This is a genomic window from Pantoea sp. paga (genome assembly GCF_007558755.1).
Taxonomy (GTDB): domain Bacteria; phylum Pseudomonadota; class Gammaproteobacteria; order Enterobacterales; family Enterobacteriaceae; genus Pantoea; species Pantoea agglomerans.
In genome coordinates this window covers 85,745-98,648 of record NZ_VLTF01000004.1, presented here as the reverse complement: position 1 = coordinate 98,648, position 12,904 = coordinate 85,745, and the positions used below count along the sequence as shown (strand labels likewise).

Sequence of the window (12,904 nt, the reverse complement as noted above, 5' to 3'; positions counted from 1 at the left end):
TCAGGGCGAGGGCCAGGAGCGGCTCAGGCAATCCATCGCCACTGCCCTGAAGCGGGTGAAATCGGTGCTGTCCCGCAGGCGGGTCATCGCCCTTTCACGCAGGAACGTCACAAACAGATCGTATATCGCCATCGCCTCTTCATATTCACTTTTGCTGATCGCCAGCAGGAAAATGACATAGGCAGTATCGTCTCCCCAGGCGATGCCGTGCGGTGCCAGCACGGTGTAAACCACGGTTTTCTTTGCCAGCAGCCCCAGCGAGTGCGGCAGCGCAATGCCTTCGCCGAGCATGGTGCTGACAATCGCTTCGCGCTCTTCAACCGACGGATAGAACGCCGCATCCACAAATCCCTCCGCCTCCAGTTGATCGCACAGCTGGCGAAACAGTTCAGACTGGGTCATCGGCCTGTCGACGATATGAAAGTGCTGGGCATCAAAAAATTTCGCCAGCATATAGGGCCGGGTACGGTCCACCAGCACCAGCTTGCCAATCTGTTCCAGCTGAAAACCGGTGGGAAACGGCGACATCACCACTACCGGTTTCTCTTTTTCGCTGAGCCGGATGGTAGAGATAACAAAATCTTCGTCGATGCGGCTGCGCGCCTCATACTCGCGCTGGGACAGGCGGGCCGTGACCTGCAACTGCGGATATTTGCGCAGCAGCATCGCCTCAATCATTCGCAGCGTAGAGTTACCGCTGTCGCAGACCAGCAGCACCTGCGGATGACGCTGATAACCGACGTCATAGTGGCGCTCCAGCCCGACACCAATATGCAGCACCAGAAAGCCAATCTCATTCTCGGTGATCACGTAAGGGGTATATTTCCCCCAGCTGGTCACCGCCGCTAAGGTGACATCATAGGCCATGGGATAGTGCTGTTTGATGTTACTGAGCAGCGGGTTGGGAATATGAATCTGATAGCGCACCCGCGTAATCATGGTTTTGATGTGGGTGAGCAGGTCAGCACGCAGCTGCTGATCGTTTTGCAGATTGAAGTTGTAATGGGTGTTGATAAAGCTGAGCAGATAATCCACCAGCGCGTCGGCGTCATCAGCATTGATGGCGCTGGGAGCAATCGCCTGAATGCGTCGCGCGGCGATATTGACCCGCAGCCAGTTCTCTTCCGCCGGTGAAATCGGTTTGCTGACCAGCGGGCGTATCAGATTAATCAGGTGATGGGCCGCTTCACGCACCTCATCACCAATCTCCTCTGCACCCGGATCGTTAAGCGGATAGCCTTCACTAATGCGCCGCACCGCCACGGCGCAGTAAAGCCGCAGATAGCGTTCACCCTCATCGCTGAGCCGAATGTTGTGCTGAGCAAAACAGCTTTGCAGCAGCGGGCGCAGCGTCTCCAGCATGCCGCTGTTCAGCGCTTCGATAGTGAGCAGCGGGCTCTCGGGCTGCGCCTGATCGATTTGCCATAACAGGTCGGTCAGGCAGGTACGAATTGCCACTTCGCTGCCAAACAGCTTCATGCCGTAGTGTGGCTTGCTCTCAATGGTGAGGTGATAGCGCCCCAGCCATTCGCGCACCTCCGCCATATCATTCTGCAGGGTGGCGCGGCTGACAAACCACTCCTCTGCCAGCTCTTCAAGTTTCAGGGAATAGGCGGCGGTAAGAAAGCGGGTCAGCAGGTAGCGAACCCGATCCGGCGAGGTGCGCGGCACCCGCAGCGGCGACGCGGTATGCTGTTGCAGATGCTGAAAGCGCTGAGCATCCTCAATCTTCAGCTGATAGCCCGCGCCACGATTGAGGACAAACTGCGCGCCATGTTCTGCCAGCAGCGCATTCAGCGCCGTGATATCGGTACGCACGGTGCGTGTCGAGACGGCGAAACGCCGCGCCAGCTCATCCTGAGGCAGCGTTTCGTTTTGCATGGCATCGAACAGTTGCGCAAGGCGCTGATTGGGAAATCTCACAAGCGTTACCTGTTTGCAGACAGAAATAGGGAACATCAGCCTACGGAGATCGTCTCGCAACGTCCATGTTGCGTGATCTGCCTGTTACAGGCAGATCGTGTTGATCTCTAAGCCAGCAGCGTTTTACAGATGGCCAGCAACTGCTTCACATCTTCAACGCGGGTCTCTCCGCTGGCTTTGTCGATGATCGAACTGTAGACGTGCGGGATCACTTTGCTGACGCCCGACTCCAGCGCTATGCGCACGATCTCACCGAAATTTTCCAGATCGATGCCGCCGGTTGGCTCCAGCCAGAAATCCAGCTTTGCACAGGCTTCCGCCACAGCGCGATACTCATCCACCGCCTGCAGACCGCCCATCGGGAAATATTTTACCGAGCTGCCGCCCATATCCTGCAGCATCGCGATCGCCGTTTCGACGGGCACAATCCCATCACGCTGTTTTGAGCTGCGCGGTCCGGTGGAGATTTTCACCTGCCCTGGCGTGCCGGTGGGCGAGATCAGACCGTTCACTATCGTCTGCGACTGCCCCAGCAGCGCACGGCTGGTGGCGACGCCGGTAAAGACCTGATTCACATGCTGCGGTTGCAGCACTGCCGCGATCTCACTCACCATCTGTGACTGGTTGGGATCGCCCGCACCCAGACCAATCGAGAGCGCATTATCGATCAGCGCGGCATACTCGCGCATATCGGCGATAGCGGCTTCATTGCTGGCGTAGTTTTTCGACAGCACGCCGACCAGCACATGCCCTTCTGCCGCCTGCCAGATAGCGCTCGCATTCTCTTTCGATCCCGCCAGTACGTTAAGGCAGAGACGATCCTGATAGAAATTTGGGGTCAGCGTCATGCGTTTTTCTCTCCGTTTAACAGTGCCTGAATGCGGGTGAAAATAGTGTGCAGTTGATCGGCGCTGACGCTGCGTACGTCCGCCTCAATGATCCCTTCGTTGGCTTTGTATCCACGGAAGTAGATCGCCACGTCGCCGTTTTTCAGCGCCTGCACCAGATCGCCGGTGCGCTGCTGGATCGCGGCTTCGTCGAACTTGATCTCAGCACGGGCGATGTCGCGTCCGGCTGCGTCCCACACTACCCGGGCCGTCACGCCATTCAGACTGTTGAGCTGTTCAATGAACGGCGTCATTTTTTCTACCATCTGCGCGCCGCTGATTTTTGGCTGCGTCAGATAGTTTTCAATCGCCTGGGTCAGCCCCAGGATCCCCTCTTTGCCCACTTTCATCGCGCGGCCAATACCGTTGGTCTGGCGTTTGACCCACTCAACGTAGTGGTGTCGGCCAATCACCAGTCCGCTGGTCGGCCCTTCAATCGCTTTTGCTCCGCTGTAGATCACCAGATCGGCACCCGCCTGGTAGTAGCATTGCAGATCCTCTTCCGCCGCCGCATCGACGATCAGCGGGACGCCATGCTGGCGCGCAACGGCTGCGGCCTGCGCCACATTGAGATGGCTCTTCTGCACACAGTGGTGCGATTTTACATAGAGGATCGCCGCGGTCTGTGGGGTGATCGCCGCCGCCAGCTGGGCGGGTGAGCACTCGTTGCTGTAACCCGCTTCCACCAGTTGTCCGCCCCCCAGTGCCACCATGCTGCCGACCGGTGCGCCATAGTTCACGTTGTGCCCTTTCGGCACCACAATCTGGTGCGGGACGGTCAGCGGCGCGGCATGCAGGTTATCCACCAGCCAGTCGTTGTCTTTCACAATCACCGCCGCCACGCTCTGGGCGATACCGGCCGAGGCGCAGGAGACCACCAGCGCGTTCTCCACCTTCAGCAGACCGGCGATATAAGCACCGGTCTTGTCCACCAGATCTTTCATTTCGAAGTAGTGATCGAGGCCATATTTTACCGTATCGATCACCTCACTCGATGGTGTAGAGACGCCGAGGATCGTCATACGGCCAGAGGCGTTAATCACCGGCTTCAGGCCATACTTTTCATATACCGAGGTCATGCGCTATTCCTTCTTCAGTCGCGATCCACGTACCAGCAACGACGGCCGCCAGCGGGACCAGATGCTTCTCACCTGCGACCTGTTCACCTTCTGAATCGATGAATGGCCGGGTTTCCTCTTTGACGCTAAACACAGTCAGATCGGCGTCGTAGCCGACTTTCAGCTGGCCTTTGCGCTGCAGGCGCAGTCCTGCCGCCGCATTGACCGTTACGCAGTCAATCACCTGCGGCAGCGTCATACCGACACTGAAAAATTTCGACATCACATGCGCCAGGTTGTGAACCGGTCCGGCCAGACGATTGCGGCAGTAGATGTCAGAGCTGATGGTGTCGGGCAGAATGCCCTGCGCAATCGCCGTGCGGGCGACTTCAAAGCTGAAGCTGGCACTGCCGTGGCCGACATCGAGTTTGACGCCACGCGCGATAGCCTGTTTTACCGCTACTTTGAGGTCGCCCTGCGGCGTCAGGATACGGTTGGGTTTGCCGTTAAAGCAGTGCGTGATGATGTCGCCCGTGGTGAGCAGATCCGCAATCTGGTCGAGATTGGGCGGATTATTGCCAATGTGAACCATCAGCGGCAGACCGCCGGTTTCCTGCTGGATCGCCTTCGCTTTGATCAGCGGCTGCACACCATTCTCGCCCACCACGCTGCTGCTGATGCGCGCCTTAAGGCCGACAATAAAATCGGGCAGCCGCGCCACCGCCTGCTGCACCGCCTCGCCATCTATCTGTTTCATGTCAGCCAGCTCATTCTGGGTGACGATGCCGGTGCGGGCGATATTGATCAGTGCATAAACCTGTGTCTGTGCCGCGCGTGTCAGCCGGTAAAAGTCATCAATGTGCTCAGCGCCGGTGCTGCCCGCATCGACAACCGTGGTGACGCCATGCGTAACACCAATCGCATCCGCTTCATCATGATAAATCGGTGATTTGGAATAGCAGTGAACGTGGGAGTCGATCCAGCCTGCGCTGAGGTAGTAACGGCCAGCCAGATCGCGCTCGTGCTGCGCGTTACCCTGCACCTTGCCTATGGCGGCGATACGGCCATCCTGCAGCGCAATGTCGACCACCTGCTCATCGCTGAGACGCGCACCGCGAATAATCAAGTCGTACATGGTTTCTCCTTAACGGCAGCCCGCTGCCGGGCTGCCGGTGAGATTCAGAGAGCAATCGGAAACAGTGCCCCAAGGATCATCGCGCCGAGGATGGCGCCGCCGGTAATGGGCTTGTTCCAGAGATAGAAGAGCAGCGCGCCCAGCAGCGAACCCAGGCCAATCGGAATGGATGCCGCCATGGCTGACAGGATGATCAGCGGCCCCAGAAAGCGCCCCGAGGCATTACCCGCACCCATCATCACGTCTGCGCCGTAGGTTGAGTCGCTCTGATTGATGGTGAATTTACGCGCCAGAATAATCAGGTAGCCAATCGCCACACCAATTACCAGGCCCGTCGCCAGCGAGGCAGCGAAGTTCGCCACCGGGAAGACAATGCCCGCACCCAGCAGCAGTGCCGGAACGCCCAGCCCGACGCCGGTCTGAATCGCCCCGCCGATATCCAGAATGCCCACCAGTGAGCCTTCGATGATACGGGCGAACAGGAAGCTGGCACCAAAGGCAGCGACCGCGCCGTAGACGCCGGTCTCCATGCCTGCGCGCAGCATCGACACAAACGCCACTTCGTTGAACGCGCCGATACCATAGAGGTAATACATGTGAGTTCCGGCAAAGACGCCAGAAGAGAGCAGGCCAACAAAGATCGGGAAAGACCAGTCGGCATACCAGAAGCCTTTATTTTCGTTCATCGCATCGCCTCTTATTTGCCGCTGACTGAGTTGTGGATCATGTCGAGCCAGCCGGGAATGCCGAGCTGGAAGGACTGCAGCAGCTTCATGTCGAAACCACGGAAGAAGCCGCTCAGCACAAACAGCAGCACGATGGCGGTCATCATGACTTTGGTGACCCGGTTCCAGCCGCTCTCTTCAACGCCTTTACCGATCAGGATACCCAGCACCAGTCCCGGCACGGCATTGCCCATGATCAGCTGCGCCAGACCGCCAAAAATGGTGGCCCAGAAGCCTGACTTTTTGCCCGCGTCGATTGCCGCCAGCCAGAAGATCACCGGCATGACGGTGTTCACCAGCAGGTTAGCGGCGGGCACCAGCACTTTGACCGCCGTGACCTGCAGTGCAGCCGGAACAGCCGAGGCGGTGGAGTTGAGGAAGGCGACCACGATCATGCCGATGATGCCGCAGGCGATGGCCATTTTTTTCGGATCGTGCAGCGTCTCCGCCACATTACGATTCTTCACCATCAAGGCGGCCGCACCCCAGTTTGGAATGATGCGATGATCCACATCCTGAGTGAATGAACCGGCTGCGACAGATGATGCCCAGGCATTGAAAAAGAAGCCAAGACCAAAGGAGAAGTGGGATGCCGGATCGCCCTCGCACGAGTTCAGCTCGCCCAGCGTACGGAAAGCGCCCATGCCCTGAGTGGTTGGCGCGTGGAACATGCGCGCCGCACCCGCGCCGACGCCGACCCCTACCAGCCCGCCAATGATCAACGACTTAAACAAAATGATTAAAAACATGTTGTTGTACCTTGTTGTCGTTTTTACCTGCCCTATCGCACGCCACCGCATCGCCCACGCCTGATCATCGCGATGTCGCGACAGCAGAGCATCGGGCAAACGGCTGGCTGGCGTTAACAGGCTCTGTTTTACTATGCCGCCGTGAACGCCACCTGTTCGGTGTCGAAAACGGTGACGCTGACGGTGATCTCCAGCGTGACGCTGAAGCTCCGCCGTTGGCGCGCCAGAAAGAAGAAGAGAAACTTCTCGGTTTTGACGCTCTCCTGCGCGCGCAGCACCCGGACATCCTGAGGTTCAATGCGCAGCAGAATTTTTTGCGTCGCGCGCAGAACCTGGTTCTGCACACGACTCAGGGCATCGGCAAAGGCTTTCGCTTTAGTGTCGCCTTTGCCCTCGACCGTCACCTGGGTAACGTATTGTTCTTTCATAATCAGCTGCCGTGCTTCTTGTTCCAGGCCTGCACCAGCCGCTCGCCTAACTCTTCTTTATCCATAAAGCCGAAGCCCAGCACCGTGGCACCTTCATTGATGGCGGTGACGCCTTCGTCGACAGAACGCATGCCATGCTTTGCTTTGTAGCCATATTTGTTCTGAGCGGTGATAGCACCAGCGCCGCCGCTGCCGCAGAACGAGATGCCGAAATCGGCGTTTTCCGCCTTCATCACGTCACCCAGTTTCATGTCAGCGGCGACACCTGGCACCACGACGGCACGGCCACCCGCTTTTTCGATGCCCGCAGCCACTTTCTGCCCTTTACCTAAACGATCGCCAATCACTACTGTTACCATGTTGTGTTCCTCTCTAGTTGTTTGATCGCGCGACTTCAATATGCACTGACAGCAGCCAGGCCTCTTCGCGGGGCAGATTGCCAAACAGATCGACGACCTGCTGCGCCAGCGCTAACGTTTCCGGCGGAATATCTTCAAACAGCTCCGCTTCCACTTCCGGCAGCGGCTCACCGCTCAGCGAGCGTGACGCCATGGCACCGACATGCGATTGCAGCATCTGCTGCTGAACCGCATTGGGCTGAATACCCTGCTGCTGATAGATCGCAGCAATCTGCGTCATCACGCTGTCAGCCAGCTGTTGCACTTTCTCAGGTGCCGCTTCATACACCGGGACGCCGTTATTACTCACCTTGCTACTCCTGTTAAACCGGATAATTCGCGTTAAAAACAAATTAACGGTCATCGCCCCGGCTGTGGAGAGGCAACATTTCCAGCAGCAAGTGGAAATTGAAGTGAAGGTTGTGCGTCAGATCGCAGGCTGCATGCTTAGTGCGACATGCGTCGCAAAATGCGCAATTTGATGGATTAAATCGTGAAAGGCGGCGATGTTGTGCGGCGACAAGCCGGACGCGCGGGGGTTCAGGGTGCGGTGATAAGCAGAAGTGATGGTAAAAAACCGCCGGTCGGGCTGACCGGCGATCTGATTAACGGAATTTCTTATGGTTGGTATTGCGGATGTCGTCGAACTTCGCTGCTTCGCGCTTTGCACCATCCACGTTATTGGCTTTCGCCAGCGTGCTGACCACATCGATCTGCGCGATCAGCGAGTCGATACCGGCATGGAAATCTTTCACCTGTGGACTGTCAGCCGGCTGGCCTTCCAGCTTATCCGGCGTGCCCTTTCGCGCATCCTGTGCCGCGGCACGCATTTTGGTTAACGCCTGCTGCATCTCCTGGGCATTGTCACTTTTTTTGACGATTTTCAAGTTCGCATTCAGTGTATCCATATCCTGCTCCAGATCCGCCGCATAGAGACTGACGCTGGAGAACAACAGAGAAGCCGACAACATTGCAATCACATGCTTACGCATCATTACTTCCTTTTTATTGTGATGAAAAAAAAGCAGCCAACCGGCTGCTTCAGGAATCCATCTTTATTGTCCCGCTATCTTCATCTCAGGCAGTAACACTGAACCGCACTGGATATTGCTGCGGGTTTCAATATCGTCACCGATGGTCACCATGTTGCGCCACATCTCTTTGAGATTTCCGGCGATAGTCACTTCGCTGACCGGGTACTGAATAACGCCATTCTCGACCCAGAATCCGGCCGCACCGCGTGAGTAATCACCGGTAATCGCGCTGACGCCCTGCCCCATCAGTTCGGTCACCACTAACCCGGTGCCCATCTGCTTCAGCAGGTCGTCAAAGCTGTGGCCCTGGCCGGCAATGCGCCAGTTATGAATGCCGCCAGCATGACCGGTGCTGGTCAGGCCCAGTTTGCGGGCTGAGTAGCTGGTTAACAGCCAGGTCTGCAGCACGCCATCTTTAATGATGTCGCGCGCCTGGGTACGCACCCCTTCGCTGTCGAATGGCGTGGAGGCGAGCCCTTTCAGCAGATGCGGCTGTTCATTAATGGTGAGCCACTCCGGCAGGATCTGCTGACCCATAGAATCCAGCAGGAAGGTCGATTTACGGTAAACGTTGCCGCCGCTGATCGCGCCAACCAGATGACCAAATAAGCCGGTTGCCACTTCTGAGGCGAAAATCACCGGGGCTTTCATGGTCGGAAGTTTACGCGGTGCCAGACGGGAGAGCGTGCGGCGCGCGCACTCTGCACCGACCCACTCCGGGCTCTTCAAATCTTCAAACGCGCGGCCAATAGTGTAGGCGTAGTCGCGCTCCATGTTGCCATCCTGCTCGGCAATCACGCTGCTGGAGAGCGAGTGACGGCTTGAGCAGTAGCTCTGCAACATACCGTGGCTGTTGCCAAAGACTTTGATGCCAACGTGGCTGTTGAAGCTGCCACCTTCGGTATTGGTAATACGCTTGTCGGCGCGCAGTGATGCCTGTTCCGCCTGCGCAGCCAGTTCAATGGCGCGGTCAGCATCAATCTCCCACGGATGGTAGAGATCCAGGTCTGGCGCATCATAGGCCAGCAGCTCTGCGTCGGCCGGACCGGCAAAGGGATCGGGCGAGGTATAGCGTGCAATATCAATCGCCGCCTGCACGGTGCGTTTGATCGCGTCCGGGCTGAGGTCGGTCGATGAGGCGCTGCCTTTACGATTCTGATGATAGACGGTGATGCCCAGCGCACCGTCGCTGTTGAATTCGACGTTTTCCACTTCGCCATAGCGGGTGCTGACCCCGATGCCGGTGGTTTTACTGACTGCCACTTCCGCGCTGTCAGTGCTTGCTTTAGCCAGTTCAAGTGCCTGCGCAATGGCCTGCTCCAGTACTTTTCGCTGTTCTGCAACCTGAGTAGATACGTTCATCGACCTGCCGTCTAATCTTATGTGTGAATGATTTGAGTCTATCAGAGTCAGAGAACAATTTCGCAGTCACCCGATAAACTGGTAGGATTAGCCTCTTTTTTTTGGGAGCCCGGAAATGACCAAACAGCCCGATGAGTGGCTCGACGATGTGCCAGATAATGACGAAGAAGAAGATGAAGAGATTATCTGGGTCAGTAAGAGTGAAATTAAACGCGATGCAGAAGAGTTAAAGCGCCTGGGTGCCGAACTGGTTGATCTGGGTAAAAACTCGCTGGATAAAATCCCGCTGGATGAGCGCCTGCGTACCGAAGTTGAACTGGCACAGCGCATCAAGAAAGAGGGTCGCCGCCGTCAGCTGCAGCTGATCGGTAAACTGCTGCGCAGTATTGATGTGGAGCCGATCCGCGTTGCGCTGGACAAGCTCAATAATCGCCATAACCAGCAGGTTGCGCTGTTCCATAAACTGGAAATGCTGCGCGATCGTCTGATTGAACAGGGTGATGAAGCGATGGGCGACGTGATTGCGCTTTATCCCGATGCCGATCGTCAGCAGTTACGCAGCATGATCCGTAACGCGCAGAAAGAGAAAGCGGGCAGCAAGCCGCCGAAGTCTGCCCGTCAGATTTTCCAGTATCTGCGCGAACTGGCCGAAGCGAAGTAACGCCATGGCGGGCAGCCTCGCCCGCCTCCCGGCAGCGCATTCATCGATAGATGTAGAGAATACCGGTACGCAGCCGCAGCTGGCGTTCGCTCGATGTCGCAGAACGTCCGATATCGCCAAAGGTGACGTAAGGCACCCAGACGCGATCGTTGCCAGGCGCATAATCGAACTGTAACTCCTGTTCGTAATCATCATGTTTATTGGCAAAGAGTTTCGCATCCGCGTGCTTATACACCAGCTTATACGTAGTGGTCAGCCGATCGCTTTTATTTCGCAGATAGAGATCAAAACGGTTGGCAGTGCGATGCCGGTCAGTATCGCAATAATCAATACCTCCGGTACGGCATTGATCGTCATGTGCATAATCGGTCAGCTCAAGACGATAAAGGCCACCGAGAGACCAGCGATCATTAAATTTATACCAGGGTGCCACACCAAATTTCCATTCAGTGCGCGAGGAGTTAAACTCTGGCTGAATAAAAGGCGACAGTGTCCAGTTCCCCCAGTAATACGATTTCAGAAAGGTCACCTCCACCACATTTAACACGGTGTCGTTATAATATTTGTCTTTTGGATCGGCGCCGCCGGTTTTGAATTTGGTTTCGACGCCGAGAAACATATTGTCCGGCAGCGTGGTGCTCAGACCCAGCTTATCATAGTGCGTGCGGTCGCGAAGGCGGTACTCATGCCGGTAATCAACGGTGGCCGTGGCCAGCACCGCAGCAGAACTGCATAACAGCGCGGCGCCCAGCAAAAACGGCAATGAAATATTATTTCCCATATGAACATCCTTATTAGTGGTAATCAGAGCAATGAATTATCCGAACTCATTCATTTAACTCAAAGTTAACTTATATTTAAAATCATCATCAATATAAGACCGCGCATAAAGATAACCCGTTATTTATTCCTTTAACTTTAAGGCTTTAATTATTATTCCTCAGTAACAACAGGGATGATGCTAGAAATAACCGGCGAGAGCGGCCTTTCTGTTTCAGACACTAATAAGAAAAATATGGCAACGGCAGGAAGAGTGAGCAGATCGAATTCAAAAATATGCGGGATTTATTGAGGGAATAATATTTCCGGAAATAATGCTTTTAAAAAAAGCGCCCGAAACGGGCGCCTGTGACATTATGCCAGCCTGTCCAGCAGCTTCTGGTGGATGCCACCAAACCCGCCGTTGCTCATGACCAGAATCGTGTCGCCTGGCTGAGCGGCTTTGGCCACCATTTCCACCAGGGTATCGATATCCGCGCTCCAGTGCGCAGGCGGAATGCACGCTTCTGCGACATCTGATACCTGCCACGGAATATGGTGCGGCTGGAACAGAAAGACCTCATCAGCACGCGCCAGCGACGGTGCCAGATCGTTCTTGCTGACGCCCATCTTCATGGTATTAGAGCGTGGCTCCAGCACAGCCAGGATACGCGCTCTGCCGCCAACTTTGCTACGCAGGGCAGCCAGCGTCGCCAGAATCGCGGTCGGATGGTGGGCGAAGTCATCATAGACTTTGATACTGTTCACTTCGCCGCGCAGCTCCAGCCGTCGACGCGCATTGATAAAGCTGTTCAGCGCCTGGCCTGCATCTTCCGGCTTCACACCCACATGGCGCGCGGCAGCAATCGCCATCAGCCCGTTGTGCATATTGTGTTCACCCACCAGCGCCCAGTTCACTTCCCCGACTTTTTCGCCGTCGAGCCAGATTTCCCAGTGAGAGGCATCGTTAGTGAGCTTCTTCGCCTGCCAGCGCCCGTGCTCGCCGACGTTCTCCTGTTCGCTCCAGCAGCCCATCGCCATCACCTGTTTGAGGTTAGGATCATGTTCCGGCAGCAGGATCTTGCCCTGGCCCGGCACGATCCGCACCAGATGGTGGAACTGCTTCTGGATCGCCCGCAGATCGTCAAAGATATCGGCGTGATCAAACTCAAGATTATTGAGGATCAGCGTACGTGGGCAGTAATGGACAAACTTGGAACGCTTATCGAAAAACGCGCAGTCGTACTCATCCGCCTCAATCACGAAGAATGGACTTTTTCCTAATTTTGCCGAGACATCGAAGTTTCCGGGTACACCACCAATAATAAAGCCTGGCTCAAGGCCGCAGGCCTCAAGAATCCACGCTGCCATGCCGGCTGTGGTGGTTTTGCCGTGGGTTCCCGCGACCGCCAGCACCCAGCGATCGCGCAGCACGAAATCGTGCAGCCACTGCGGGCCAGAGAGGTAAGGAATGTTGCGTTCCAGCACTGCTTCCACGCAAGGATTACCCCGCGTCATCGCGTTGCCGATTATCACCAGGTCAGGCACCGGGTCAAGCTGGCTGGCGTCGTAACCTTCTGTTAATTCAATGCCTTGCTGTTCAAGCAAAGTACTCATAGGTGGGTAAACGTTGGCGTCTGACCCGGTCACCTGATGACCAAGTGAACGGGCCAGCATCGCCAGACCGCCCATAAAAGTGCCACAAATCCCGAGGATGTGAATGCGCATTACGTGATCCATTACTCAAAAGTTCGGCGCACAGTGTAACGCCGCTCGCAGATGGAA

The 12,904-nt window shown here is 56.2% G+C and carries 14 protein-coding genes; 1 reads left to right on the top strand and 13 read right to left on the bottom strand.

What is annotated here, in order from left to right; genetic code table 11:
• The 11 genes from FOV68_RS13115 to pmbA all read right to left on the bottom strand — a co-directional run bounded on the left by FOV68_RS13115 (position 1) and on the right by pmbA (position 9,699).
• A complete protein-coding gene (locus FOV68_RS13115; RefSeq protein ID WP_143991038.1) occupies positions 1-1,923 on the bottom strand; it encodes a transcription antiterminator in 1,923 nt (640 codons plus the stop codon).
• Between the two features lie 107 nt (positions 1,924-2,030).
• The gene (locus FOV68_RS13110; RefSeq protein WP_143991037.1) at positions 2,031-2,771 is read right to left on the bottom strand and encodes a KDGP aldolase family protein; all 741 of its coding nucleotides are present in this window, start codon (positions 2,769-2,771) and stop codon (positions 2,031-2,033) included.
• Positions 2,768-3,889, bottom strand: coding sequence for a DgaE family pyridoxal phosphate-dependent ammonia lyase (locus tag FOV68_RS13105; RefSeq protein ID WP_143991036.1), 1,122 nt, complete (start codon positions 3,887-3,889; stop codon positions 2,768-2,770). The genes FOV68_RS13110 and FOV68_RS13105 overlap by 4 nt, the downstream gene beginning before the upstream one ends.
• Positions 3,873-5,003 carry an amidohydrolase/deacetylase family metallohydrolase gene (locus FOV68_RS13100; protein ID WP_143991035.1) on the bottom strand — a complete coding sequence of 377 codons (1,131 nt, stop codon included), beginning with the start codon at positions 5,001-5,003 and terminating at the stop codon, positions 3,873-3,875. Before FOV68_RS13100 ends, FOV68_RS13105 begins: the two co-directional genes overlap by 17 nt.
• 44 nt (positions 5,004-5,047) lie before the next feature.
• Entirely contained in the window at positions 5,048-5,689 is a 642-nt protein-coding gene (locus FOV68_RS13095; protein ID WP_010256482.1) for a DUF4310 family protein, read from the bottom strand.
• A gap of 11 nt (positions 5,690-5,700) precedes the next feature.
• Entirely contained in the window at positions 5,701-6,477 is a 777-nt protein-coding gene (locus FOV68_RS13090) for a DUF4311 domain-containing protein (protein WP_008925780.1), read from the bottom strand.
• A gap of 131 nt (positions 6,478-6,608) precedes the next feature.
• The gene (locus tag FOV68_RS13085; RefSeq protein WP_143991034.1) at positions 6,609-6,905 is read right to left on the bottom strand and encodes a DUF4312 family protein; all 297 of its coding nucleotides are present in this window, start codon (positions 6,903-6,905) and stop codon (positions 6,609-6,611) included.
• 2 nt (positions 6,906-6,907) lie between these two features.
• Entirely contained in the window at positions 6,908-7,264 is a 357-nt protein-coding gene (locus tag FOV68_RS13080) for an SFCGS family glycine-rich protein (RefSeq protein ID WP_010256477.1), read from the bottom strand.
• Between the two features lie 13 nt (positions 7,265-7,277).
• On the bottom strand, positions 7,278-7,613 hold the full coding sequence (locus tag FOV68_RS13075; RefSeq protein ID WP_031594489.1) for a glycine dehydrogenase: 336 nt from the start codon (positions 7,611-7,613) through the stop codon (positions 7,278-7,280).
• A gap of 295 nt (positions 7,614-7,908) precedes the next feature.
• Positions 7,909-8,295: a cytochrome b562 gene (gene cybC, locus FOV68_RS13070; RefSeq protein WP_031594490.1), complete on the bottom strand. Its 387-nt coding sequence runs from the start codon at positions 8,293-8,295 to the stop codon at positions 7,909-7,911.
• A 63-nt stretch (positions 8,296-8,358) separates the two neighbouring features.
• Entirely contained in the window at positions 8,359-9,699 is a 1,341-nt protein-coding gene (gene pmbA, locus FOV68_RS13065) for a metalloprotease PmbA (RefSeq protein ID WP_010256470.1), read from the bottom strand.
• Positions 9,700-9,814: 115 nt separating this feature from the next.
• Between pmbA and yjgA the strand changes: the two genes are divergently transcribed.
• Positions 9,815-10,360 (top strand): ribosome biogenesis factor YjgA, encoded by a 546-nt coding sequence (gene yjgA / locus FOV68_RS13060; RefSeq protein WP_010256467.1) that lies wholly within the window; start codon positions 9,815-9,817, stop codon positions 10,358-10,360.
• A 40-nt stretch (positions 10,361-10,400) separates the two neighbouring features.
• Here the strand turns inward: yjgA and FOV68_RS13055 are convergent, their stop codons facing one another.
• Positions 10,401-11,141 (bottom strand): oligogalacturonate-specific porin KdgM family protein, encoded by a 741-nt coding sequence (locus FOV68_RS13055; protein ID WP_143991033.1) that lies wholly within the window; start codon positions 11,139-11,141, stop codon positions 10,401-10,403.
• A 353-nt stretch (positions 11,142-11,494) separates the two neighbouring features.
• Positions 11,495-12,847, bottom strand: a complete 1,353-nt coding sequence (gene mpl, locus FOV68_RS13050) for a UDP-N-acetylmuramate:L-alanyl-gamma-D-glutamyl-meso-diaminopimelate ligase (RefSeq protein WP_010256463.1) — start codon at positions 12,845-12,847, stop codon at positions 11,495-11,497.
• Positions 12,848-12,904: the final 57 nt, after the last annotated feature.